This window comes from Pseudomonas neuropathica (assembly GCF_015461835.1).
Classification (GTDB): Bacteria; Pseudomonadota; Gammaproteobacteria; order Pseudomonadales; family Pseudomonadaceae; genus Aquipseudomonas; species Aquipseudomonas neuropathica.
Window position 1 is genome coordinate 114,489 of the sequence record NZ_JACOPX010000003.1, and the last position, 24,343, is coordinate 138,831.

Below are 24,343 nucleotides of genomic sequence, written 5' to 3' on the forward strand. Positions count from 1 at the left end.
ATGCGGTGTGGCGGGGAACGCGTCGCTTGGGTCGGTTTACGACCGTGGCGCCATGCCATCACTTGGTCGGATGCTCAGGCTGAAACATTTGCTAAAGCAAAGTGCTGGGTTATAAATAAGTTTCGAGCGACGCAGGAAGCCTCCGCATGGAATCGAAAGAAAAACTGTTAATGGAACTGCTGGGCCACACGGCTCGCTCACTGACCCATCTCACCGCCTCAGTCACTTCAATGTCATTCGAACTGCTGCGCAGCGAAGACGAAGTGGTGAAGAGTGCCGGCCGCCACATGATCGATCGCATGGCGACCATCAGTGCCGGGCTCGACGAACACTGGCGATTGATCGGCGAACTCACCGGCGTACACGTCGCCCACGAGCAGATTGAAACCATTCAGGAGATTCAGCTGGCCGCACCGCCTCAGCTGCCGTCCAACTGATCTAGGCGGTTTATCGGCTCGCCTGATAACCGCCGATTCACAGGACGAACGTCGCTGGCGCAGGATCGGCGCCGGGGCCATAGTTTTGTTCCCGCGGGCGTGAATGCCTGCCCAGAACAAGACAGAGACTGGCCATGACCAAGACTCTCCATCACCGTGCCTGCCATCTGTGTGAAGCCATTTGCGGGCTGACCATCGAAACCACCGAAACCGATGGCAACGTCGCAATCACTTCAATCAAGGGTGACGCGCTCGACACGTTTAGTCGTGGACACATCTGCCCCAAGGCTGTGGCCCTGCAAGACATCCAGAACGATCCGGATCGCCTGCGCCAGCCAATGCGCCGTGTGGGCAGTGAATGGCTGCCGATAGAGTGGGACGAGGCTTTTGCGCTGGTGGCCGAGAAGCTGGCGGCCATCCAGGAACGTCATGGCCAGAACGCCGTGGCGGTCTATCAAGGCAACCCAAGCGTGCATAACTACGGGCTGATGACCCACAGCAATTATTTCCTGGGGTTGCTGAAGACGCGCAATCGCTACTCGGCGACCTCGGTCGATCAGTTGCCGCATCACCTGAGCAGTTATCTGATGTACGGCCATGGTTTGCTGTTGCCGATTCCAGATATCGATCACACCGACTTCATGCTGATTCTCGGCGGTAATCCGCTGGCGTCCAACGGCAGCATCATGACCGTGCCGGATGTCGAGAAGCGTTTGAAAGCGATTCAGGCGCGCGGCGGCAAAGTGGTGGTCGTCGATCCACGGCGCAGCGAGACGGCGGCCATGGCTGATCAGCATTTGTTCGTGCGTCCCGGTGGCGATGCGGCATTGTTGTTCGGCGTGCTCAACACCCTGTTTAGCGAAGGTCTGGCCTGCGAAAGTCATTTGCCGGTCGATGGGCTGGATGACGTGCGCGCCGCTGTCGCTGCGTTTACCGCTGAAGCCATGAGCCCGCTGTGTGCGGTTCCTGCCGAGCAGATCCGCCAACTGGCCCGGGATTTCGCCGCCGCGCCGAGTGCCGTTTGCTACGGACGCATGGGCGTTTCGACGCAGGCCTTCGGCACCTTGTGTCACTGGGTGGTGCAATTGATCAACCTGGTCACCGGTAATCTTGATCGCGTCGGCGGTGCACTGTGCACTGAACCCGCAGTGGATCTGGTGGCGTCGACTTCGGGCGGGCATTTCAACAAATGGCAGAGTCGCGTTTCCGGGCGTCCCGAGTACGGCGGCGAGCTACCGGTCTCGGCCCTGGCCGAAGAGATGCTCACCGAAGGCGAGGGCCAGATTCGTGCGCTGATCACCGTCGCTGGCAACCCGGTGTTGTCGACGCCGAACGGGCGGCAACTGGAGCAGGCGCTGGATGGCTTGGAGTTCATGGTCAGCGTCGACCTGTACATCAATGAAACCACGCGCTATGCCGACCTGATTCTGCCGTCGACCTCGGCGTTGGAGAATGATCACTACGACACCACCTTCAATCTGTTCGCGGTGCGTAACGTCAGCCGCTTCAACCGCGCGATCCTCGCCAAGCCCGAGGGCGCCTTGCATGACTGGGAGATCTTCGTAGGCCTGGCCAAGGCCTTCGCCGAGAAGACCGGCAAGGAACTGAAACCGACCATGCCACCGGCGAAGATGATCGACATGGGCCTGCGAATGGGCCTCTACGGTGACGCGTCCGAGCAAAAGCTTTCGTTGGCGACGTTGTTCGATCATCCACACGGGATTGATCTGGGCGCGTTGAAGCCGAACCTGGCTGCGCGCCTGAAAACGCCGAATCAGCGCCTGCAGGCTGCTCCGCCAGAGATCCTTGCTGACCTCGCACGCTTTGCTGCATTGCAGGCGCCGGCCGCCGATGAGCTGTTGATGATTGGCCGTCGTCATGTGCGCAGCAATAACTCGTGGATGCATAACTATCACCGTCTGGTGAAAGGCAAGCCGCGCCATCAACTGCTGATGCATCCGGATGACCTCGCCAGCCGTGGGCTTAACGATGGTCAGTTGGTGCGCGTCAGTTCGCGGGTGGGGCAGATCGAGGTCGAGGTGCTCGGCAGTCTGGACATGATGAAAGGCGTGGTCAGCCTGCCGCATGGTTGGGGGCATGCGCGGCCGGGCGTGCAAATGGCGATTGCCAGCAGTCAGCCTGGGTCGAGCGCAAACGATCTGACCGATGAATGCCAGCTAGATGAACTGTCGGGTAACGCCGCACTTAATGGTGTGCCGGTGACGGTGGCGGCGGCCTGAATGTGACCGTCGGGGAGACCGAGCATGGCGCTCGGGATTCCGTTACAATGCGTCACCGTGCCGACCCGTGAGTCGGAAAGTTCAGCCGAGGTGCTCCATGGATATCATCGAAACGATTAAAGAGCAGATTGCCAACAACACCATTCTGCTTTACATGAAAGGCTCGCCGAATGCCCCGCAGTGTGGCTTCTCCGCGAAAGCTGCGCAGGCTGTGATGGCGTGTGGCGAAAAGTTTGCGTACGTGGACATCCTGCAGAACCCGGAAATCCGCGCCAACCTGCCGAAGTACGCCAACTGGCCGACTTTCCCGCAACTGTGGGTCGGCGGTGAGCTGGTCGGCGGTAGCGACATCATGACCGAGATGGCCGCAGACGGTTCGCTGCAAAGCACCATCAAGTCGGCTGTTGAAGCGGCAGCGGCGAACAAGTCCGAAGCCTGATAAGGCTGGGTTTCACCCGACACCTCCTGCTTGTGTAGGAGCTGTCGAGTGAAACGAGGCTGCGATCTCTTGATCTTCAGCCAATAAAAAGCCCCGCATCTCGAAAGAGGGCGGGGCTTTTTAGTGCGTTCGAAAAGTTACTGCAAATTGCCGGTGCAATCTGAAAAGATCGCAGCCTTCGGCAGCTCCTACTCTTCGCCCATCTGCGATTGCAGATAGTTCTCAAGACCGACTTTGTCGATCAGGCCCAGTTGGGTTTCCAGCCAGTCGATATGTTCTTCTTCGGATTCGAGAATGTCTTCGAGCAGTTCACGGCTACCGAAGTCACCGACGGTTTCGCAATGCGCGATCGCGGTTTTCAGGTCAGCGTGGCCGGTCTTCTCGATACGCAGGTCGCACTCCAGCATTTCCTTGGTGTGCTCGCCGATGTGCAGCTTGCCCAAGTCCTGTACGTTTGGCAGGCCTTCGAGGAACAGGATGCGCTTGATCAGCTTGTCCGCGTGTTTCATCTCGTCGATGGATTCTTTGTACTCGTGCTTGCCGAGCTTGTTCAGACCCCAATCTTCGTACATGCGTGCATGTAGGAAGTACTGATTGATCGCGACCAGCTCATTGGCAAGGATCTTGTTGAGATGCTGGATGACTGTAATGTCGCCTTTCATGATCGGAGTCCTGCCCTGTATTAGCTGTATATACGGCGGAGTTTGAGCTTCGTACTTATAAGTGTCAAACCTAAGTTATTGAATAATATATGAAAATTAATCGGAATAAGAATGTTTGTGTTCCGCGTCTGGGTGCTAAGCAGTTGATTTACAGGCATAAAAAAACCGGACATAAGTCCGGTTCTTTAAAATGGGGGGCAATCAAGCGGCGGTAAATTCTACGGGATAGGGGATCGCAGCCTGAGCGGTTTGCAGCTTGGTCAGGGTTTCGCGAACGACTTCCTTGGCAAGGCACGCGCATTTGCCGCATTGGCTGGCGACGCCGGTGGCCTGGCGGACTTCTTTATAGCTGCAGCAACCTTCATAGATCGCATCGCGGATCTGTCCGTCGGTGACGCCAGTGCAGAGACAAACATACATAAGTGAGAACCGTCGCTGGTTGTGACTCAATTGCGATGGATCTTAATGTTAACGAGAATGATTGTCAAAGTGCTTTCGGAAGGCTTTTGCTGATTCCCAGCCGTGACTGACGAACGGTATTTGCTGGAGTTTTGCCTGGCCCCGTAAATGCAGCGCCGTTCTGCGCCTGCTTTGAAAAACCGTTAAGGACAGGCCAAATTCGCAGTGTATGATGGTCGGCCCTTGCGAAGGGGGTTCGTGTCACAGGGCTGTCGCCTGAGGGTGGCAGGCTGGCGCGGACCCTGAACTTCAAGTTTTTACACCAGGAGATATCAATGAGCGTACTCGTAGGCAAACAAGCCCCTGACTTCACCGTCCCGGCCGTACTCGGCAATGGCGAGATCGTTGACAGCTTCACCCTGTCCTCGGCCATCAAAGGCAAATACGGCCTGGTGTTCTTCTACCCACTGGACTTCACCTTCGTCTGCCCGTCCGAGCTGATCGCTCTGGACAACCGCATGGCCGACTTCAAGGCACGCAACGTTGAAGTGATCGCAGTGTCGATCGACTCGCACTTCACTCACAACGCATGGCGCAACACTCCAGTAAACAATGGCGGCATCGGCCAGGTGAAATACACCATGGCTGCCGACATGAAGCACGACATCGCCAAGGCTTACGACGTTGAATCCGAAGGCGGCGTGGCTTTCCGTGGCGCGTTCCTGATCGACGACAAAGGCGTTGTCCGTTCGCAGATCATCAACGACCTGCCGCTGGGCCGTAACATGGAAGAGCTGATCCGTCTGGTCGACGCTCTGCAATTCCACGAAGAGCACGGCGAAGTCTGCCCTGCCAACTGGAAAAAAGGCGACAAAGGCATGAACGCTTCGCCAGAAGGCGTTGCGGCTTACCTGACCGAGAACGCTGCTGCCCTGTAAGGCGCAACGTCGAGGTACAAAAAAACCGGCCCACGTGGCCGGTTTTTTCATGCGCGGGATTTACCCGACGACCCTCAATCAGTCGTCGAAGTCTTCCCAGCCGCCCATCTGCTTCCAGCGATTGACGATGCCGCAGAACAGCTCAGCGGTTTTCTCGGTGTCGTAACGCGCCGAGTGCGCCTCACGACCGTCGAAATCGATGTCGGCGGCCTGGCAGGCTTTCGCCAGTACGGTTTGACCGTATGCCAGACCAGCCAGCGTCGCAGTGTCGAAACTGGAGAACGGGTGGAACGGGTTGCGTTTCATGTCCAGACGCGCAACGGCCGCGTTGAGGAAGCCAAGATCGAAGCTGCTGTTGTGCCCGACCAGAATCGCGCGCTTGCAGCCATTGGCCTTCAGCGCCTTGCGAATGCCACGGAAGATGTCAGTCAGTGCGGTTTCTTCGCTGACCGCCATGCGCAGTGGATGGTCCAGCTTGATTCCGGTGAACTCCAGCGCCGCTGCTTCGATGTTGGCGCCTTCGAACGGCTCAACGCGGAAGAAGTAGGTGTGATCCGGGTATACAAAACCCTTTTCATCCATGGCGATGGTGGTCGCGGCAATCTCCAGCAGAGCGTCGGTGGCCGAGTTGAAGCCACCGGTCTCTACGTCAACGACAACCGGCAGGTAGCCGCGAAAGCGTGCTGCCATCGGGTGACGGGAACCGCCGCCGCCACTTTGACCGTCCAGTTCATCGTCGAAATGGTCTTCACTCACGCGTGTTCCTCCAGCAGGCGCCAGCGCAGTTTTTCACCGGCGCGCAGCGGGATAACGGTCAGCTCGCCAAACGGCAGGCTGGTCGGGGCGGTCCATTCTTCACGAACCAGGGTGATGCGATCGGTGTTCACCGGCAGGCCGTAGAAGCGCGGGCCATTGAGGCTGGCGAAAGCTTCGAGTTTGTCCAGCGCGTTACGCTGTTCGAAGGCTTCGGCATACAACTCGATGGCGGCGTACGCGGTGTAGCAGCCGGCACAGCCGCAAGCGGCTTCCTTGGCGTGCTGGGCGTGCGGCGCCGAGTCGGTGCCGAGGAAGAACTTCGCGCTGCCACTGGTGGCGGCGTCGAGGAGCGCTTCCTGGTGCGTGTTGCGCTTGAGGATCGGCAGGCAATAGAAGTGCGGCCGAATCCCGCCCACCAACATGTGGTTGCGGTTGTACAGCAGGTGATGCGCGGTGATGGTCGCGCCAACGTTGGCCGAAGCCTCGTTGACGAACTGCACGGCGTCACCGGTGGTGATGTGTTCAAACACCACTTTCAGCGTCGGGAAGCGCTCGACCACGCGGCGCATGTGCTCGTCGATGAAGATCTTTTCGCGGTCGAACACATCGACGTCGCCACGGGTGACTTCACCGTGGATCAGCAACGGCATGCCGACTTCGGCCATGGCTTCCAGTGCCGGGAAGATCTTGTCGATGCTGGTCACGCCGGAATCGGAGTTGGTGGTCGCGCCGGCCGGGTACAGCTTGGCTGCGTGCACAAAACCACTGGCCTTGGCTTCACGAATTTCTTCGGGCTGGGTGCGGTCGGTGAGGTACAGCACCATCAGCGGTTCGAAGCGACTGCCGGCCGGGCGGGCAGCGAGAATCCGCTGGCGATAGCCGTCGGCTTCAGCGGCGTTGCGCACCGGTGGTACCAGGTTGGGCATGATGATGGCGCGGCCAAAAGTGCGCGCAACATCGGCAACGGTATTGGTCAACACGGCACCATCGCGAAGATGAATGTGCCAGTCGTCGGGACGCAGCAGGGTCAGGCGGTCGGACATGAGGGGATTCCAGGCGGGTCAAACTGAGGCGAATGCTACCGGAAAAGACTCTTGCAGGCACTCGCTATCAAGTTTTGCCGGAACCTTCCGATATCCCGTAGGTATGCCGTAAACATAGTGTGAATCGGTCTTTGTGTTTCAGAAGCCAATGGAGCCTCCCGTGCGCCAGCGTTATTTAGCCTTGCTCAGTGTGTTTGCCAGCCTTCCGGCGATGGCGCTCACGTACCAGACCCGTCTGGAGAACATTGAGTGGACGGTCGCCGGCGACAAGTTCGAATGTCGTCTGACCCAACCGATCACTGATTTCGGCTCGGGTGAGTTCGTGCGCAAGGCCGGCGAGCAGGCGATATTCCGTCTGAACGCCTACAACGCCATGCTCGGCGGCGGCTCTGCAACGTTGCTGGCAGCGGCTGCGCCTTGGCAGCCGGGCCGTGGTGACATCAATCTGGGCTCTGTAAGGCTCGGTAGCGGCAACGTCTTGTTCAGCAGTTCGCAGTCCCAGGCCGGCGGTTTGATCAGTGGCCTGCTGGACGGTCGCAGCCCGGTCGTACGGCGCGCTTCAGGCGATGGCCGTGTCTCTGAAGTACGCCTGTTGCCGGTCAAGTTCAGCAAGGCCTTCAACGATTACCAGACGTGTGTAGCGAAATTGCTGCCGCAGAATTTCGACCAGATCAAACAGTCGCAGATCGGCTTCCCCGGCGAAGGCGTTGACCTGGATCCTGCCGCTAAAGCCAAGCTGCAAGTGATGCTCGAATACATGAAGGCCGATCCGACGGTCAATCACATCGAGCTCGACGGCCATTCCGACAACAGCGGTAATCGCCTGACCAACCGTGAACTGTCGCGCCGCCGCGCGCTGGCGGTGGTCGACTTCTTCAAGGCCAACGGCATTCAGGAATCGCAGATCACCGTGCGTTTCCATGGCGAGCAATATCCCATTGTGCCCAACACCAATGCGGCCAATCGCGCGAAGAACCGTCGGGTCAATGTCAAGCTCGCACGCGTGGCGCCGGTCGCGGCTCCGGCACCGCAAGCGAGCACGCCAGCCAATACTGCGGCGACTTCCTGACCCGCCGGTCATCGTCGCGCTCTCGACAGATTCTGTCGCTTTGTCGTCTTAAGCTGTCGCGCCTCTGTAAATTATCGCGTTTGGGCGGTAGACTCCTCGGCTTTCCGTAGAACCCCGTGGAGTGATGGCATGGCGGACGTAAACAAGGTCGTTCTGGCGTATTCCGGCGGCCTGGACACTTCGGTGATCCTCAAGTGGCTGCAGGATACTTATAACTGTGAAGTGGTGACCTTCACCGCTGATCTCGGTCAAGGCGAAGAGGTCGAGCCGGCCCGCGCCAAGGCTCAGGCCATGGGCGTCAAAGAAATCTACATCGACGACCTGCGCGAAGAGTTCGTGCGTGATTTCGTGTTCCCGATGTTCCGCGCCAACACCGTTTACGAAGGCGAGTACCTGCTGGGTACTTCCATCGCACGTCCGCTGATCGCCAAACGTCTGATCGAAATCGCCAACGAAACCGGCGCTGACGCCATTTCCCATGGCGCCACCGGCAAGGGTAACGACCAGGTGCGTTTCGAACTGGGTGCCTACGCGCTCAAGCCTGGCGTAAAAGTGATTGCCCCTTGGCGCGAGTGGGACCTGCTGTCCCGCGAGAAGCTGATGGACTACGCCGAGAAGCACGCGATCCCGATCGAGCGCCACGGCAAGAAGAAGTCCCCGTACTCGATGGACGCCAACCTGCTGCACATCTCCTATGAAGGTGGCGTGCTGGAAGACACCTGGACCGAGCACGAAGAAGACATGTGGAAATGGACCGTCTCCCCGGAGAACGCTCCTGACAAAGCGCAATACCTGGAACTGACCTACCGCAACGGCGACATCGTTGCACTGGACGGCGTCGAAATGACTCCGGCCACCGTGCTGGCGACGCTGAACAAGATCGGTGGCGCTCACGGTATCGGCCGTCTCGACATCGTCGAAAACCGTTACGTCGGCATGAAGTCCCGTGGCTGCTACGAAACCCCGGGCGGCACCATTATGCTGCGCGCTCACCGCGCCATCGAATCGATCACCCTGGACCGCGAAGTCGCTCACCTCAAAGACGAGCTGATGCCGAAATACGCCAGCCTGATCTACACCGGTTACTGGTGGAGCCCAGAGCGTCTGATGCTGCAGCAGATGATCGACGCTTCGCAGGTCAACGTGAACGGCGTTGTGCGCCTGAAGTTGTACAAAGGCAACGTGATCGTTACCGGCCGCAAGTCCGACGATTCGCTGTTCGATTCCAACATCGCGACCTTCGAAGAAGACGGCGGTGCTTACAACCAGGCCGACGCAGCGGGCTTCATCAAGCTCAACGCGCTGCGCATGCGCATTGCTGCCAACAAGGGCCGCAAGCTGTTCTAAGCGTTCTGGTCTGAAGCGTAATGAAAAGGGCGGCCTTGTCATCGAGACAAGGCCGCCCTTTTTGCATGATTCTTTGTTTGCGTCTGATTGAAGCCTGTTCCTGGTCTTGGCATCTGTGGCTACGACTCATCCTTTATGCCCGTCCCAGCAGCGTTACCGCCTGTGCGCAAAGGTTATAAACAATACAAATCGTTTTGCCTGAGCCTTTCCTGACGTGCCTGATCTTCAGCAATGAATGCTGCGTCAGTAAAACGTCCGATACATGATTGGAAAGAAACACCACCACTCGGGGAGTTTTCCGGTCCAGGTTCCGGATGTTTTCCAGAATCGTGGCTAACTCTCTCGATGCATCGACACCCCGAACGTCGATGAGGTGCAGGTCACTGACCCATGCGGGCAACTGAATGTTGTGCTGAACAATCAGGTTCGATTTTGAGTTGATGGCCGAGGGCGGGTCAGGCGCGTTGTGGACTTTGCACGCGTCCTTGCATTCGGTTGGGCCTGACTCGCTGGGCACGATACAACTTGATAGTCCAAATGTCCCTTGTGTGGCTGGCTCCAGGGGTGGTGTGTTTCGTTTGTTCTCGCGGTCGTTGTTATCGATTACCTTAAGAAAGTTTTTGTCCTTGCCGAAGTCCGAAGGTGAGTAAAGGGAACGGTAGTTAAAGTTTAAAGTTATAAAGAATAGAAACAGCAAGTAGAACGGGAAGCTGATCAGAAACCACACGTAGATCTCTCTGTCCTTATTGTCTAGGAAAGGCAGCGAAATAGCGGCTGATGTTTCCGAAATGGCTGCGAATATGGCAATTACCGTCATTGGGTTAGTGATTTTGTTTTTTATTTTCAGCATGCTTGTGCTCTTGTGTTTGATCTGTCTCGTTGGTGATAAGTTGGTATGAGTTGAGTGGCCTGGTAATCGGGTTTCAAATACTTGTATTTATAGCAAAAGTATTGTGTTGGGTATAAATATCTTGTTTCAAGTGTTTATATCGGGTTTGAAGTTGTGAGGTGGGTGTGTCGGCTGTTGCATGGTGTTTCGGGTTGATAATCAAAGTTCTCGGCCGAACGCAGATTCGCAGGTGTCATGGCCTTTCGGGCACCGTGAAACTCAACGACAAGGCATGATTTCTGTGTCGTTAGCCGTAGTCTGTAACAAGTTAAAAGCGAACTATTTCCGTGAGCGGAGGAGGAAATAACGTCGGATGTTTACTGGGGGTGGCGGTATTTTGTAGGAATAGTCCGCAATGACTGTAGGGTATGTCTCTCGATGCAGGTGCGTGTTAACCCTGGCATGCCATAGAGCAAGTGACTGGGCTATTGTGCGTGTTCTAAAAATTCGAACAGCGAAACTGGACTTGCCCATGAATAAAGTGCTGATCGTGGATGATCACCCTGTCATTCGTCTTGCGGTACGTATGCTGATGGAACGTCATGGCTACGAAGTCATCGCAGAAACTGATAACGGTGTGGATGCGTTACAACTTGCTCGAGAACAAATGCCGGATATTGTCATTCTGGATATTGGAATACCGAAGCTAGATGGTCTGGAAGTTATCGCGCGCCTGACTACGACGGCCATGCCTATTAAAGTTCTGGTGTTGACCTCCCAGGCTCCCGGGCACTTTTCAATGCGCTGCATGCAGTCGGGGGCGGCCGGCTATGTCTGTAAACAACAGGACCTGACCGAGTTGCTCAGTGCGATCAAGGCGGTATTGTCGGGCTATAGTTATTTTCCCAATCAGGCTTTGCATACAGTCCGCACCAGTCTGGGCAATGCCAGTGAGGCTGACATGGTGGATCGTCTGTCCGGTCGGGAAATGATGGTGTTGCAGCAGTTGGCGCGAGGCAAGACAAACAAGGAAATCGCCGATGGCATGTTTTTGAGCAACAAAACCGTAAGCACCTACAAGACGCGCTTGTTGTTGAAGCTCAATGCGCGGTCCCTGGTTGATCTGATCGAGCTGGCGCAGCGTAATGGTCTGGTCTGAATGTATCGAGGGCTGACAGGGTGGTGGGCCGGTCGAACTCCGCTAGCCGCAGAAAGTGAAAAGCCTCCATTTCGGGAGGCTTTCAAATATCAGTCATCAAAATCGTAATCGGCCAATTGCTTTTGCAGTCGGCGCTCCTCAAGCAGGTTATCGATCGTACGGCGCTTGCTGAGATTGGTCTTGGCGACTTCGACCACAGGTTCGGTGTCCTCAGATTCCGCAGCGATATCATCATCTACATCAAGTGGCTCTTTGTCGCTACTCATCAGCTAACTCCCGGCTAAGAATGCCTTTGGCGCCCCTTATATCGATATTCCTGCGGCGGGTAAAAAAGATTTTTTCAATCGACTTATCAATTATTCCAATAGCCGGTCAATCGTCCGAAGTTTTGTCCTTGTACTCGCACAGGTCTTCGATCCGGCAGCTGCCGCAGCGTGGCTTGCGGGCCAGACACACATAACGGCCATGAAGTATCAGCCAGTGATGAGAGTCGAGAAGGAATTCTTTGGGTACAAACTTCATCAGCTTCTTTTCCACTTCGACCACGTTTTTACCCGGTGCAATGCCGGTGCGGTTGCTGACCCGAAATATATGAGTGTCGACGGCCATGGTCAGTTGGCGGAAAGCCGTGTTGAGTACGACGTTGGCGGTCTTGCGGCCCACTCCCGGCAGGGCTTCGAGCTCTTCACGGGTTTGCGGGACTTCGCTGCCATGGCGTTCGACCAGCAAGCGGCAGGTTTCGATGACGTTCTTGGCCTTGCTGTTGTAGAGGCCGATCGTCTTGATGTATTCGGATAGCCCCTCGACGCCCAAAGCGTGGATCGCCGCTGGTGTGTTGGCAACCGGAAACAGCTTTGCCGTGGCCTTGTTGACGCCGACGTCTGTCGATTGCGCCGAAAGAATCACCGCGATCAACAACTCGAACGGCGAGGAGTAGGCCAGTTCGGTCTTCGGTTCCGGGTTGTCTTCGTGCAGGCGGCGGAAAATCTCCAGGCGTTTTGCTGCATTCATGAGCGATGTGTTTCCTTGGATATCGAGTTCGGGCGAACTATCGCCTGACGCGCCGCCAGCAGCAGCGCCAACAAAATAAAAGCACCGGGGATCAACGTGATCAGGTGCAGCCCTTCGCCAAATACAACAAGACCTGGCCAGTGTTCGAACAGTCCCCGGCCGAGACTGCCGTGACCGACGAGTTCACGCAGCCCGGCGAGCCCGAGCAGCAATCCGCCGAACATGCCGCAGAGTTTGAGCCGCTCGATCCACGACTGCCGCCAGAACCCGTTGTGCTCCAGCACCACGCATTGCAAGGCGAGCAGGCCGACATAGAGGCCGAAGGTTTGCTGCCAGGGCAGAAACCAGCGTTGCGCCAAAAGATCTGCGCAACTGGTGAGGGTCGCGGCGAGCAACACGCTGGCGAGCAACACGCTTTTTTCTGTGAGCCGTGGTCGCATAGCAGCCATGCACAGGCCATACATGCCTGCGACAGTAACGAACATCAACAATGTCCCCACACCACCTGCCAGTGAGTCACTAGTGCCAAGCAGCAATGTCAGCATCAAAGTGTTCGAGAGAACTACTGGTCGGTTCATGTTCCGCTCCCCAGTAGCGCGGCCCGATGTTCATCGAAGTAGCGCAGGGCATCATGGATCGCGCTGATGGCTGCGCGCGAGGTGATGGTCGCGCCAGCTATTTGATCAAATTGTCCCTGATCCTTTTTCAGCGCCCATCCCGCATCTGTTGGCTCCTTGCTCGATGTGCCGATAAACGACTGTAGCCAGGTATTCGGCCAGTCCCCCAGGTGCCCGCCGAGTCCTGGCGTTTCGCTTTGTTTAAGGGTTTTCACACCGAGCAATTTGCCGTTGGCATCTATGGCGATCAACAGTTCGATGGCGCCCGCATAACCCTGGGTCTGACTGTGTAGCAAGATTGCGACGGTCTGGCCGCGTTCGGTCGCGCGATAACCACCCGTCAAGGTGCTATGGCTCAAGTTCAAGTCTGCCAAGGCCAAAGGCTGCTCGAGCGGTTGATTGTCGTAGGCATCGAGTGGAAGCAGATCCAGCAGTTTGCGGCTTTCGATCAAACGCTGCTCGCTGGCAATTTGCGCTGCAGTACTACGGTATACAACATAAGTCACAGCGACGCCGATGACCGCCAACAGCAGCACAATAGACGCGCTGGCCGTGCGATTCATGGGCGCACCTCTGACTGACGGCTCGCGGCAAATCGCTCCAGCGCAGGCACGCAAAGATTCATCAGCAGCACTGCGAACGCCACGCCATCCGGGTATCCACCCCAGGTTCGAATCACGTAAGTCAGCAGCCCGACACTGCCTCCGAACAGCAGACGGGCAAGCGCGCTTTTAGCGCCAGAGACCGGTTCAGTGATGATAAAGAACGCCCCCAGCATGGTCGCGCCACTGAGCAGGTGAAACAGCGGTGACCCATGCGAGTCCGACCCGGAACCGTTCCAGCACAGCAGACTGATGACAAACAGGCTGATGAGCATGCCCACTGGCGCATGCCAACTGAAAACGCGGCGCTGCAGCAGAAACAACCCACCGGCGAGGAACGCCAGATTCACCCATTCCACACCGTGTCCGCCCCATCGACCGAAGCCTGGATTGCTGGTGAACAACTCGTCCATGGTCAGGCTTTTATTGATGCGCAGGCTGTCCAGTACGGTGGCCTGGACCCAAGCATCCGGCGCCTGACCTGCGCCGAATACTTGTTGAAACGTTGCCGTCAGATCCAGGCCATGAGCCGGCCAATGGGTCATCGGTTGCGGAAACATCACCATGGCCAAGGCAAACCCGAGCATTGCCGGATTGAACGGGTTTTTGCCGACGCCGCCGTACACGTGCTTGCCAAACAGCAGACCCGAAGCCATGGCTGTTACCGTCAGCCACCAGGGGCAATAAGGTGGCAGGGCGGCAGCCAGCAATGTCGCGCTGACAAGCGCGCTGCCGTCGCTCAGCGCTGGCTGCAGGGGCTGTCGACGCAGGTGCGGGATGGCTGCTTCGACAATCAATGCTGTGGTGGCCGCCAGAATCAGATTGATCAACACCCCCCAACCGTACAGCCAGAACAGTGCGAGCAGCCCTGGCAAAGCGGCCAGCAGCACCAGCTTCATTGCCTGTTGCAGGCGATTGTCCGGTGCCTCAAGGGGCAACATGATCTTGCACCTGGCGCTCGGCGTCTTGCAGGCGGGCGCGGGCCTTGGCGAGGATTTCGGTAGGCGTGTCGGCGCGCCGTTCGAGTTTGTTGAGGTCGGCGCGGGCGTAGGCCAATTCGGTTTTCAACTGGCGAAGCTGGCTGTCGACCGGACGTTTTTCGACGCGCACCAGGTCAGGCAACGGCTGATCGCTTGTAGCTTCGGCGGCGTGCAGGGCCTGTTCGGCATCGCGCAGTGCTTGTTCCAGCGCGGCGATCTGTTCGGGCGCCGCTTCGGCGGTTTGGGCTTTTTTCAGTTCGGCACGACGCATTGCCAACTGGATTTTTGCCCGTTTCAAGTCGGCATCTTTCGCCGGGACCGTGACTGCCGGGGCAGGCGGGGCGCTGCTTTCAATTTTCGCCAAGGCCTCCTCAGCCGCGCCGAACTGCTGCTGCAACACGATCAATTGTGCCTGCTGCTCGAACGTCGGCGGATGACCGAAGGCTTTCAACGATTTGTGCAATTGCGCGCGGCTCATCGCTACATCGATTTTGGCTTTCTTCAGCGCCGCGTCAACGGTGGCGGCTTTCTGCGCACGCACGCGTTCCAATGCTGCCTGCACCGGATCGGTCGCGGTCACTTGAGGCTGCGCCGCCCGTTTCGCCCGCGCTTCACGCTCAGCCTGTTTCTGTTGTTCTTCGCGGTGCAAGCGCTCGTTTCGGCGCTCGAAGCGTTGACGCGCGTGATCGCGTTTGGCCGCGCGCGCGCGCTGCTCGTCGAGACTGACGGCGAGGCCGCCCACCACCGGCAACGTGCCCGGCGACAATGGATGCATTTCGATGCAATCCACCGGGCACGGTGCGACACACAGATCGCAACCGGTGCACTCGTCGACGATGACCGTGTGCATCAGTTTCGCCGCGCCGACGATCGCGTCGATCGGGCAGGCCTGAATGCACTTGGTGCAGCCAATGCATTCGGCTTCACGGATAAACGCCACTTGCGGCGGTGCCGAGCCGCGACTGATGTCCAGTTCCAGCACCGGCACTTTCAACAGTTCAGCCAGCGCCGCGATGGTTTCGTCACCGCCCGGCGGGCACTTGTTGATCGGCTCGCCCTCGGCGATGCCTTGTGCGTACGGTTTGCATCCGGGATGGCCGCACTTGCCGCATTGGGTCTGCGGCAGGAGGGCATCGATGCGTTGAATCAGACTCATGTTTTGATCAGTCCACTGAATCCGAGAAAAATCACTGCGATCAGTCCGGCGCCGATCAGATCAATCGGCAGGCCACGAAAGGGCAGGGGGATATCGTTGTCGGCCGTGCGCTCGCGCAAATCGCTGAAGAGGCTCAGCACCAGCCAGAAACCCAGCCCGGCGCCAAGACTTAGCGCTATTGCCTGCGGCAGGCCTTGATCGTTTTGCGCGTTGATCAGTGCCAGCCCAAGCACTCCGGCATTGCCCAGCAACAATGGCCATAGCCCGTCGAAAGGCAGACCGGGAAAGCCGCTGGACAACAATTTCAGCAGCGGTGCGATCAGCAACACACTCAAGGGCAGAAACACGAACAGCCGCAGGGCTTCAAGGTGAAGCGGCACCAGTAGCCAATGCCAGATCCCGTAAGCGGCTACACCCACAACCAGCATCAGGCACAACGTCGCCAGTCCCAGCGCATGCACCTGACGACGACTGCCCGCCAGCAGCGGATCGACGCCCAAGGGCCAGTGCAACACGAAGTTGTTAAGCAGCGCAGCACTGATAAGCGTAAGCACGAGTTCGGTCATGGTTCTGCCAGAGAAACGGTCGGCTATCTCATAAGGTTAGGCATTATCCGGCAGCCACGCAGGGTGGGCCAGATATGAAAAATCCCACCGGCATGCGGGGCACGCCGGTGGGATCGATTTGTTGCCGGGCCTTACTTGATGCGTTGACCCGGCTTGGCGCCGCTGTCCGGGCTCAGCAGGTAAATCTCTTCACCGCCAGGGCCAGCCGCCATCACCATGCCTTCGGAGATACCGAACTTCATTTTCCGTGGCTTGAGGTTGGCGATCATCATGGTCAGGCGACCGTCGAGTTTCGACGGATCCGGGTAAGCGCTCTTGATCCCGGAGAACACGTTGCGTTGCTCGTCACCGATGTCCAGGGTCAGGCGCAGCAGCTTGTCAGCACCTTCGACGTGTTCGGCTTTGACGATCAGTGCGACGCGCAGGTCGATCGCGGCAAACGCGTCGAAATCGATTTCCGGCGACAGCGGATCCTTGGCCAGTTCGCCGTTGCCGGCCGGAGCGGTTGCACCGGTGTCGGTCTGGCTGGCGGTCAGGTCTTCTTTCGAGGCATCGCTCATGGCTTGCACTTTTACCGGGTCGATGCGGGTCATCAACGGTTTGAATTCGTTCAACTGGTGGTTGGCCAGCAGGGTGGTGTGGTCGTTCCAGGTCAGCGGGGCGACGTTGAGGAATGCCTCGGCATCGGCGGCCAGCAACGGCAACACCGGTTTGAGGAAGATCACCAGTTGGCGGAACAGGTTGATGCCGGTGGCGCAGATCGCCTGGACTTCATCCTGCTTGCCTTCCTGTTTGTTCAGCGACCACGGGGCCTTGTCGGCGATCCAGGCATTGGCGCGGTCGGCCAGGGCCATGGTTTCACGCATGGCGCGGGCGAAGTCGCGGGCTTCATAGGCGTCGGCAATGCTTGGCGCAGCGGCGAGGAAAGCCTCGGTCAACTCCGGTGCAGCGTTTTGGTCGACCAGCAGGCCGCCGTTACCTTTCTGGATGAAACCGGCGCATCGGCTGGCAATGTTGACCACTTTGCCGACCAGATCCGAGTTGACCTTCTGCACGAAGTCTTCGAGGTTCAGGTCGAGGTCATCGACGCCACGGCCCAGTTTGGCCGCGTAGTAGTAGCGCAGGTACTCCGGCGACAGGTGATCCAGATACGTACGGGCCTTGATGAATGTGCCGCGCGACTTGGACATTTTCTGGCCGTTGACGGTCAGGTAGCCGTGCACGTTGATGCCGGTCGGCTTGCGGTAGCCCGCGCCTTCGAGCATCGCTGGCCAGAACAGCGCGTGGAAGTTGACGATGTCCTTGCCGATGAAATGGTACAGCTCGGCGGTGGAATCCTTGCCCCAGAACGCGTCGAAGTCCAGCTCCGGCGTGCGGTCGCAGAGGTTCTTGAAGCTGGCCATGTAGCCGATCGGCGCGTCCAGCCACACGTAGAAATACTTGCCCGGCTCGCCCGGAATCTCGAAACCGAAGTACGGCGCATCGCGGGAGATGTCCCACTGCTGCAGGCCGGCGTCGAGCCATTCGGCGATCTTGTTGGCCACGGCGTCTTGCAGTGTGCCGCTGCGGGTCCAGGTCTGCAGCATTTGCTGAAAGTCTGGGAGTTTGAAGAAGAAGTGCTGGGAATCCTTGAGCACCGGCGTGGCGCCGGAGATCGCCGACTTCGGATCCTTCAGGTCAGTTGGAGCGTAGGTTGCACCGCATTTTTCGCAGTTGTCGCCGTACTGGTCTTCAGTGCCGCATTTCGGGCAGGTGCCCTTGATGAAGCGGTCGGCCAGGAACATTTTCTTTTCCGGGTCGAAATACTGGGTGATCGAGCGCTGGGCAATGTGCCCGGCGTCACGCAGCTTGATGTAGATCTGGCTCGACAGCTCACGGTTTTCTTCGGCGTGAGTGGAGTGGAAGTTGTCGAAATCGACCAGGAACTCGGCAAAGTCGGCGCTGTGTTCAGCCTGTACATTGGCGATCAGTTGTTCCGGGGTGATGCCTTCCTTTTCCGCGCGCAGCATGATCGCCGAACCGTGGGCGTCGTCGGCGCAGACATAAATGCACTGGTTGCCGCGATGCTTCTGGAAGCGCACCCACATATCGGTCTGGATATATTCCAGCATATGGCCAAGGTGAATCGAACCGTTGGCGTAGGGCAGGGCGCTGGTGACGAGGATCTTGCGTGGTTCGGACATGTGGGGCTTCGCTACTTGATGAAACGGAGGTCGGCCACTATAAAGCGCTGGCGCATATTTTTCACCCTGTGCGCCTGTTTCATTGGATGAGCAGACGGAAAAGATCGCAGCCTGCGGCAGCTCCTGCAGATGTACGTCGATCTCCTGCAGGAGCTGCCGAAGGCTGCGATCTTTTTCAGGTACGATACCCGGCATCTATTCCCAGTCTTGTTATCGGAGTTGCCCATGAGCGCCGTCACTCGCGCAGCGGTGGAAGCCGTCCTCAGCCAATACACCGACCCTTACCTTAACCAGGATCCGGTCAGCGCCGGTTGCGTGAAGCACATCGAGATCGTCGGTGATCGCGTCAACGTGCAGCTGGAAATCGGTTACGCCGCCGGTCTGTTCAAGAGCGGCTGGGCGCAACTGCTGCAACTGGCCATCGAAAACCTCGACGGCGTGGTGATCGCCAAGGTTGAAGTGAACAGCGTGATCGCCGCGCACAAGGCGCAGGCGCAGATTCCCGGGCTGGCCAACGTCAAGAACGTGGTCGCCGTGGCGTCCGGCAAGGGCGGCGTGGGCAAATCGACCACCGCCGCCAACCTCGCCCTGGCCCTGGCCCGTGAAGGCGCCAAGGTCGGCATTCTCGACGCCGATATCTACGGCCCGAGCCAAGGCATCATGTTCGGCATTCCCGAGCGCACCCGCCCGGAGATCAAGGATCAGAAGTGGTTTGTGCCGCTCAAGGCGCACGGCGTGGAAGTCATGTCGATGGCGTTCCTGACCGACGACAACACACCGATGGTCTGGCGTGGGCCGATGGTTTCCGGGGCGTTGCTGCAACTGGTCACGCAAACCGCGTGGGGCGATCTGGATTATCTGGTCATCGACATGCCGCCCGGCACCGGCGATATCCAGCTGACCCTGGCGCAGAAAGTCCCGGTGGCTGGTGCGGTGATCGTCACCACGCCACAGGATCTGGCCTTGCTCGACGCGCGCAAAGGCGTGGAAATGTTCCGCAAGGTCAACATTCCGGTGCTGGGCGTGGTGGAAAACATGGCCGTGCACATCTGCTCGAACTGCGGGCATGCCGAGCATCTGTTCGGTGAGGGTGGTGGTGAGAAACTGGCGACCCAGTACGGTGTGGAACTGCTGGCCTCGCTGCCGCTGTCGATGCTGATTCGCGAGCAGGCCGATGGCGGCAAGCCAACGGTGATTGCCGAGCCGGACAGCCAGATCGCCATGGTCTATCAGGAACTGGCTCGCCATGTCGGCGCGCGGATTGTGTTGCAGGAAGCCGCTACCCCGGCGATGCCGAATATCACCATCAGCGACGATTGATACATCAGCAACACCGATAACCCTGTAGGAGTGAGCCTGCTCGCGATAACGGTCGATCATTCAACACATTTGTTGAATGTTAATCCGCTATCGCGAGCAGGCTCACTCCTACAGTTGTTTTGCGGTGGCAGTTAGATACGCAGCCCGCCATCCATCTCCAGAATCCGCCCGGTGTAGTAGTCGTTCTCGAAGATGTACGCCGCCGAGTGCGCAATCTCTTCCGGCTTGCCCATGCGCTTGAGCGGGATCCCCGAAGTCATTTTCTCCAGCGCTTCCGGCTTCATGCCCAAGGTCATCTCGGTTTCGATGAAGCCCGGCGCGATGCCCGCCACACGAATGCCATAACGCGCCAGCTCTTTGGCCCAAGTCACCGTGGCTGCTGCCACGCCAGCTTTGGCCGCGGAGTAGTTGGTCTGGCCAACGTTGCCCGCACGCGAGATCGACGAGATATTGATGATCGCGCCGCTGGTCTTCAGCTCAACCATTTTTGCCGCCACTTCACGGGTGCAGAGGAACACGCCGGTCAGGTTGACGTCGATGACGGCCTGCCACTGTGCCAGGCTCATTTTGGTCATTTCGCCGTCCTTGACCTTGAGCAGCAGGCCATCACGGAGGATCCCGGCGTTGTTGATCAGGCCGTGGATCGCGCCGAAGTCGGCGGCGACCTGGGCGACCATGTGCTCGACCTGCTCTTCATTGGCGACGTTGCACAGATAGCTGCGCGCCTCGACGCCCTTGGCTTTGCAGGCCGCGACCGCGTCGTCGAGTTTTTCCTGATTGAGGTCGACCAGCGCAAGCTTCGCGCCTTTGCCGGCGAAATACTCGGCCATCGAGCGGCCCAAACCCTGGCAACCGCCAGTGATAATGATTACTTTGTCGTTGAGTTGCATTCGCATGCCCCGATAGCAGGTCTGAGTAGTTTTTTGTTTTCAGCGACTCCCGATCTGCACCGGCCGTGGCAGGGGTGCACATGAGAATTGCCCGCTGGCGTGACTGGGACTTGATCCCGGGCGCCCGTCCGTTTTTTCGACGGATACTATTTAAGGAGTCATAAATTGAGCGTTGAAGTGGCGAAGAATGCCCGAGAATTGCTTCTCAAGGAATACCGTGGAGTGCTGTCGACCCACTCCAAATCGATGCCCGGTTTTCCTTTTGGCTCCGTGGTGCCGTACTGCCTGGACGAGCAGGGCCGGCCGCTGATCCTGATCAGCCGCATTGCGCAGCACACTCATAACCTGCAAAAAGATCCGAAGTGCTCGATGCTCGTCGGCGAACGTGAGGCTGACGACGTGCAGGCCGTTGGCCGCCTGACTTATCTGGCTGAAGCACAAAAGCTTGAAGACGCGGCTGCCATCGAAGCCGCCGCCGAGCGTTACTACCGTTATTTCCCGGATTCGCAGAACTACCACAAGGCCCATGATTTTGACTTCTGGGTGTTGAACCCGGTACGTCATCGCTACATCGGCGGTTTCGGCGCGATTCACTGGGTCGACCAACTGACGCTGGCCAACCCGTTTGCCGGCAAGGCCGAAATCAGCATGGTCGAGCACATGAACAGTGACCACGCCAAAGCCATCGCGCACTACGTCGACCTGGCTGGTCTGCCGAAAACCGTGCCGGCGCAACTGGCCGGGATCGACACTGAGGGCATGCACCTGCGCATCGGTCAGGCGCTATATTGGCTGCCGTTCCCGGCACCTTGTAATACGCCGACACAAGTGCGCGAAGCCTTGGTTTCATTGGCTCACGCCCAGGTATGGCCAAAAAATGCAGTGGTCGACGCTTGAATTCACGAAAGGGCGACGTCATCTAAGGCTTACTGCAAGGCATTTCTTGCGTTGAGGAAACTTTGATGCGCCCTTTTCTGTTGCTCTTTCTGCTGTTTCCAGTGCTGGAGCTGTTCGTATTCGTCAAAGTGGCAGGCTCTATCGGGTTTTTCCCGGCCCTGCTGCTGATCATTCTCGGCTCGATGTTCGGCGTGTTCGTGCTGCGCGTCGCCGGTCTGGCCACGGCACTGCGTGCCCGTGAAAGCCTGAACCGCGGCGAACTGCCCGCGCAAACCATGCTCGAAGGGCTGATGCTGGCTCTGGCCGGTGGCCTGTTGATCCTGCCAGGCTTCATCAGCGATGTGGTCGGTCTGGTCATGTTGTTGCCAGTCAGCCGTCGATTGCTGGCGAACAAAATGCGCCAGCGCGCTGAGGAACAGGCCATGCGCCAGCGTGCGTTCGCCGACGACCTGCAACCCCGTGGCGGTCCTGCACCGCGCCAGCCTCTGGGGCGCGAGGGTGATGTGATCGAAGGCGAGTTCGAACACCGCGACTCCAAGTAACATCTGCATCGACACGGCACCTTCGGGTGCCGTGTTCGTTTATGGGCTGCTTTTGTGCAACATATCGGTGAAAAAATTTTCGCCTCGCCCTTGTAATAAGCTTATGCGCCCTTATGTATCGGTCACCGAAAGGTTTCCGGTATTTGAACCGGACAGACTTCCGCGGTTCGCTCGACGAACCGCAACCGGCGCAGGCCGGATTTGTTAAACCCGCCGGGACTGCACCGGCCGATGAAAACCACAATTAGGAGAGATCGACAATGAAGCTTCGTCCTCTGCATGACCGCGTCGTAATCCGTCGCAGCGAAGAAGAAAAGAAAACCGCTGGCGGTATCGTCCTGCCAGGTTCGGCTGCTGAAAAAGCCAACCACGGTGTGATTCTCGCTGTAGGCCCGGGCAAAGCTCTGGAAAACGGCGAAGTGCGTGCACTGTCCGTGAAAGAAGGCGACAAGGTTGTGTTCGGTCCTTACTCCGGCAGCAACACAGTGAAAGTCGACGGCGAAGACCTGCTGGTAATGAGCGAGAACGAAATCCTCGCTGTTATCGAAGGCTGATAACCCCGTTCATTTTCCCGCTACTACAAAGTATTTAAGGAATATCGATCATGGCTGCTAAAGAAGTTCTGTTTGGCGATTCCGCCCGTAAAAAAATGCTCAAGGGCGTCAATGTCCTGGCTGACGCAGTAAAAGCGACCCTGGGCCCGAAAGGCCGTAACGTGATCATCGAGAAGAGCTTCGGCGCTCCGACCATCACCAAGGACGGCGTTTCCGTCGCCAAAGAAATCGAACTCGAAGATCGCTTCGAAAACATGGGCGCGCAGCTGGTCAAAGACGTTGCCTCCCGTGCCAACGATGACGCTGGTGACGGTACTACCACCGCTACCGTTCTGGCTCAGTCGATCGTCAACGAAGGCCTGAAAGCCGTCGCTGCCGGCATGAACCCGATGGACCTGAAGCGCGGTATCGACAAAGCGACCATCGCTATCGTCAAAGAGCTGAAGAACCTGTCCAAGCCATGCGCTGACACCAAGGCAATCGCTCAGGTAGGCACCATCTCCGCCAACTCCGACAACTCCATCGGCGACATCATTGCCGAAGCCATGGAAAAAGTCGGTAAAGAAGGCGTGATCACCGTTGAAGAAGGCACTGGCCTGGAAAACGAACTGTCGGTTGTTGAAGGCATGCAGTTCGACCGTGGCTACCTGTCCCCGTACTTCGTCAACAAGCCAGAGACCATGGTTGCCGAGCTGGACAGCCCGCTGATCCTGCTGGTCGACAAAAAGATCTCGAACATCCGCGAAATGCTGCCAGTGCTGGAAGCCGTTGCCAAAGCCGGCCGTCCACTGCTGATCGTTTCCGAAGACGTTGAAGGCGAAGCCCTGGCGACTCTGGTTGTGAACAACATGCGTGGCATCGTCAAAGTCGCAGCCGTCAAGGCGCCAGGCTTCGGCGACCGTCGCAAGGCCATGCTGCAGGACATCGCAGTTCTGACCGGCGGTACCGTTATCTCCGAAGAGATCGGCCTGAGCCTGGAAGCCGCTACCCTGGAAAACCTGGGCAGCGCCAAGCGTGTGACCATTTCCAAGGAAAACACCATCATCGTTGACGGTGCCGGTGCAGATTCCGACATCCAGGCGCGTATCGCTCAGATCCGTGCTCAGGTTGCTGAAACTTCCTCGGACTACGACCGTGAAAAACTGCAAGAGCGTCTGGCCAAACTGTCCGGCGGCGTTGCAGTGATCAAGGTTGGCGCTGGTTCCGAAGTTGAAATGAAAGAGAAGAAAGCCCGCGTTGAAGACGCCCTGCACGCAACCCGTGCAGCCGTTGAAGAAGGCGTGGTACCTGGCGGTGGCGTTGCGCTGATCCGCGCTCTGCAAACCCTGGTTGACCTGAAAGGCGACAACGCTGATCAGGACGTGGGTATCGCTGTTCTGCGCCGCGCTGTTGAAGCTCCGCTGCGTCAGATCGCTGCCAACAGCGGCGACGAGCCAAGCGTTGTCGTCAACGAAGTCAAGAACGGCAAAGGTAACTTCGGTTACAACGCTGCGACTGGCGAATACGGCGACATGATCGAAATGGGCATCCTGGACCCAACCAAGGTGACTCGTTCCGCTCTGCAAGCGGCATCGTCGATCGGCGGTCTGATCCTGACCACCGAAGCAGCTGTAGCTGACGCGCCGAAGAAAGACGGCGCTGCAGGCGGCGGCATGCCAGACATGGGCGGCATGGGTGGCATGGGCGGCATGATGTAAGCCAGCCTTA

The 24,343-nt window shown here is 58.1% G+C and carries 26 protein-coding genes; 12 read left to right on the forward strand and 14 right to left on the reverse strand.

Features of this window, described 5'->3' with window-relative positions; translation table 11 throughout:
• The first annotated feature begins 146 nt into the window (after positions 1-146).
• The 3 genes from H8F23_RS04440 (at position 147) to grxD (ending at position 3,116) form a co-directional block, all read left to right on the forward strand.
• Complete coding sequence (locus H8F23_RS04440; RefSeq protein WP_016986650.1) at positions 147-437, forward strand: hypothetical protein; 291 nt, start codon at positions 147-149, stop codon at positions 435-437.
• 134 nt (positions 438-571) lie between these two features.
• Positions 572-2,677 carry a molybdopterin oxidoreductase family protein gene (locus tag H8F23_RS04445; protein WP_194933550.1) on the forward strand — a complete coding sequence of 702 codons (2,106 nt, stop codon included), beginning with the start codon at positions 572-574 and terminating at the stop codon, positions 2,675-2,677.
• Between the two features lie 97 nt (positions 2,678-2,774).
• Complete coding sequence (gene grxD, locus H8F23_RS04450) at positions 2,775-3,116, forward strand: Grx4 family monothiol glutaredoxin (protein ID WP_008079424.1); 342 nt, start codon at positions 2,775-2,777, stop codon at positions 3,114-3,116.
• 188 nt (positions 3,117-3,304) lie between these two features.
• Here the strand turns inward: grxD and bfr are convergent, their stop codons facing one another.
• Both bfr and H8F23_RS04460 read right to left on the reverse strand, forming a co-directional pair.
• The gene (bfr, locus tag H8F23_RS04455; protein ID WP_007916671.1) at positions 3,305-3,778 is read right to left on the reverse strand and encodes a bacterioferritin; all 474 of its coding nucleotides are present in this window, start codon (positions 3,776-3,778) and stop codon (positions 3,305-3,307) included.
• 201 nt (positions 3,779-3,979) lie between these two features.
• On the reverse strand, positions 3,980-4,198 hold the full coding sequence (locus tag H8F23_RS04460) for a bacterioferritin-associated ferredoxin (RefSeq protein WP_093430580.1): 219 nt from the start codon (positions 4,196-4,198) through the stop codon (positions 3,980-3,982).
• Between the two features lie 314 nt (positions 4,199-4,512).
• On the opposite strand from H8F23_RS04460, the gene H8F23_RS04465 reads away from it, so the two are divergent.
• The gene (locus H8F23_RS04465; protein ID WP_003227723.1) at positions 4,513-5,115 is read left to right on the forward strand and encodes a peroxiredoxin; all 603 of its coding nucleotides are present in this window, start codon (positions 4,513-4,515) and stop codon (positions 5,113-5,115) included.
• Positions 5,116-5,193: 78 nt separating this feature from the next.
• Here the strand turns inward: H8F23_RS04465 and rnt are convergent, their stop codons facing one another.
• Positions 5,194-5,871, reverse strand: coding sequence for a ribonuclease T (gene rnt, locus H8F23_RS04470; RefSeq protein ID WP_007916667.1), 678 nt, complete (start codon positions 5,869-5,871; stop codon positions 5,194-5,196).
• Entirely contained in the window at positions 5,868-6,914 is a 1,047-nt protein-coding gene (gene pyrC / locus H8F23_RS04475; protein ID WP_194933551.1) for a dihydroorotase, read from the reverse strand. The genes rnt and pyrC overlap by 4 nt, the downstream gene beginning before the upstream one ends.
• Positions 6,915-7,074: 160 nt before the next feature.
• Between pyrC and H8F23_RS04480 the strand changes: the two genes are divergently transcribed.
• Positions 7,075-7,983 (forward strand): flagellar protein MotY, encoded by a 909-nt coding sequence (locus H8F23_RS04480; protein WP_186622884.1) that lies wholly within the window; start codon positions 7,075-7,077, stop codon positions 7,981-7,983.
• Between the two features lie 129 nt (positions 7,984-8,112).
• Positions 8,113-9,330, forward strand: coding sequence for an argininosuccinate synthase (locus tag H8F23_RS04485; RefSeq protein WP_007916658.1), 1,218 nt, complete (start codon positions 8,113-8,115; stop codon positions 9,328-9,330).
• Between the two features lie 133 nt (positions 9,331-9,463).
• On the opposite strand, the gene H8F23_RS04490 is transcribed toward H8F23_RS04485, so the two are convergent.
• Entirely contained in the window at positions 9,464-10,180 is a 717-nt protein-coding gene (locus H8F23_RS04490) for a hypothetical protein (protein WP_095048288.1), read from the reverse strand.
• Between the two features lie 511 nt (positions 10,181-10,691).
• Between H8F23_RS04490 and H8F23_RS04495 the strand changes: the two genes are divergently transcribed.
• The gene (locus H8F23_RS04495; RefSeq protein ID WP_064119001.1) at positions 10,692-11,318 is read left to right on the forward strand and encodes a response regulator transcription factor; all 627 of its coding nucleotides are present in this window, start codon (positions 10,692-10,694) and stop codon (positions 11,316-11,318) included.
• 89 nt (positions 11,319-11,407) lie between these two features.
• Here H8F23_RS04495 and H8F23_RS04500 read toward each other — a convergent pair whose 3' ends face one another.
• From H8F23_RS04500 to metG, 8 genes are all read right to left on the reverse strand, one after another.
• A complete protein-coding gene (locus H8F23_RS04500; RefSeq protein ID WP_194933552.1) occupies positions 11,408-11,584 on the reverse strand; it encodes a PA3496 family putative envelope integrity protein in 177 nt (58 codons plus the stop codon).
• Between the two features lie 106 nt (positions 11,585-11,690).
• On the reverse strand, positions 11,691-12,329 hold the full coding sequence (gene nth / locus H8F23_RS04505; RefSeq protein WP_008079405.1) for an endonuclease III: 639 nt from the start codon (positions 12,327-12,329) through the stop codon (positions 11,691-11,693).
• Positions 12,326-12,907: an Rnf-Nqr domain containing protein gene (locus H8F23_RS04510; protein WP_194933553.1), complete on the reverse strand. Its 582-nt coding sequence runs from the start codon at positions 12,905-12,907 to the stop codon at positions 12,326-12,328. The genes nth and H8F23_RS04510 overlap by 4 nt, the downstream gene beginning before the upstream one ends.
• Positions 12,904-13,509 carry an RnfABCDGE type electron transport complex subunit G gene (locus tag H8F23_RS04515; protein WP_194933554.1) on the reverse strand — a complete coding sequence of 202 codons (606 nt, stop codon included), beginning with the start codon at positions 13,507-13,509 and terminating at the stop codon, positions 12,904-12,906. Before H8F23_RS04515 ends, H8F23_RS04510 begins: the two co-directional genes overlap by 4 nt.
• Positions 13,506-14,489 carry an RnfABCDGE type electron transport complex subunit D gene (locus tag H8F23_RS04520; RefSeq protein WP_194933555.1) on the reverse strand — a complete coding sequence of 328 codons (984 nt, stop codon included), beginning with the start codon at positions 14,487-14,489 and terminating at the stop codon, positions 13,506-13,508. The genes H8F23_RS04515 and H8F23_RS04520 overlap by 4 nt, the downstream gene beginning before the upstream one ends.
• Positions 14,476-15,684 carry an electron transport complex subunit RsxB gene (rsxB, locus tag H8F23_RS04525; protein ID WP_194933556.1) on the reverse strand — a complete coding sequence of 403 codons (1,209 nt, stop codon included), beginning with the start codon at positions 15,682-15,684 and terminating at the stop codon, positions 14,476-14,478. The genes H8F23_RS04520 and rsxB overlap by 14 nt, the downstream gene beginning before the upstream one ends.
• Complete coding sequence (locus H8F23_RS04530; protein WP_194933557.1) at positions 15,681-16,250, reverse strand: electron transport complex protein RnfA; 570 nt, start codon at positions 16,248-16,250, stop codon at positions 15,681-15,683. Before H8F23_RS04530 ends, rsxB begins: the two co-directional genes overlap by 4 nt.
• A 131-nt stretch (positions 16,251-16,381) precedes the next feature.
• On the reverse strand, positions 16,382-18,433 hold the full coding sequence (gene metG, locus H8F23_RS04535; protein WP_194933558.1) for a methionine--tRNA ligase: 2,052 nt from the start codon (positions 18,431-18,433) through the stop codon (positions 16,382-16,384).
• A 225-nt stretch (positions 18,434-18,658) separates the two neighbouring features.
• Here metG and apbC point away from each other — a divergent pair, with 225 nt between their 5' ends.
• Positions 18,659-19,753, forward strand: coding sequence for an iron-sulfur cluster carrier protein ApbC (apbC, locus tag H8F23_RS04540; protein ID WP_095048283.1), 1,095 nt, complete (start codon positions 18,659-18,661; stop codon positions 19,751-19,753).
• Positions 19,754-19,884: 131 nt separating this feature from the next.
• Here apbC and H8F23_RS04545 read toward each other — a convergent pair whose 3' ends face one another.
• Entirely contained in the window at positions 19,885-20,643 is a 759-nt protein-coding gene (locus H8F23_RS04545; protein ID WP_064391936.1) for an SDR family oxidoreductase, read from the reverse strand.
• Positions 20,644-20,808: 165 nt separating this feature from the next.
• Here H8F23_RS04545 and H8F23_RS04550 point away from each other — a divergent pair, with 165 nt between their 5' ends.
• The 4 genes from H8F23_RS04550 to groL all read left to right on the forward strand — a co-directional run bounded on the left by H8F23_RS04550 (position 20,809) and on the right by groL (position 24,333).
• Positions 20,809-21,540, forward strand: a complete 732-nt coding sequence (locus H8F23_RS04550) for a HugZ family pyridoxamine 5'-phosphate oxidase (protein WP_194933559.1) — start codon at positions 20,809-20,811, stop codon at positions 21,538-21,540.
• Positions 21,541-21,605: 65 nt separating this feature from the next.
• On the forward strand, positions 21,606-22,082 hold the full coding sequence (locus H8F23_RS04555; protein ID WP_194933560.1) for an FxsA family protein: 477 nt from the start codon (positions 21,606-21,608) through the stop codon (positions 22,080-22,082).
• Between the two features lie 260 nt (positions 22,083-22,342).
• Positions 22,343-22,636 (forward strand): co-chaperone GroES, encoded by a 294-nt coding sequence (locus H8F23_RS04560; protein ID WP_007916610.1) that lies wholly within the window; start codon positions 22,343-22,345, stop codon positions 22,634-22,636.
• Positions 22,637-22,686: 50 nt separating this feature from the next.
• Positions 22,687-24,333, forward strand: coding sequence for a chaperonin GroEL (gene groL / locus H8F23_RS04565; RefSeq protein WP_093430563.1), 1,647 nt, complete (start codon positions 22,687-22,689; stop codon positions 24,331-24,333).
• Positions 24,334-24,343 lie beyond the last annotated feature (10 nt).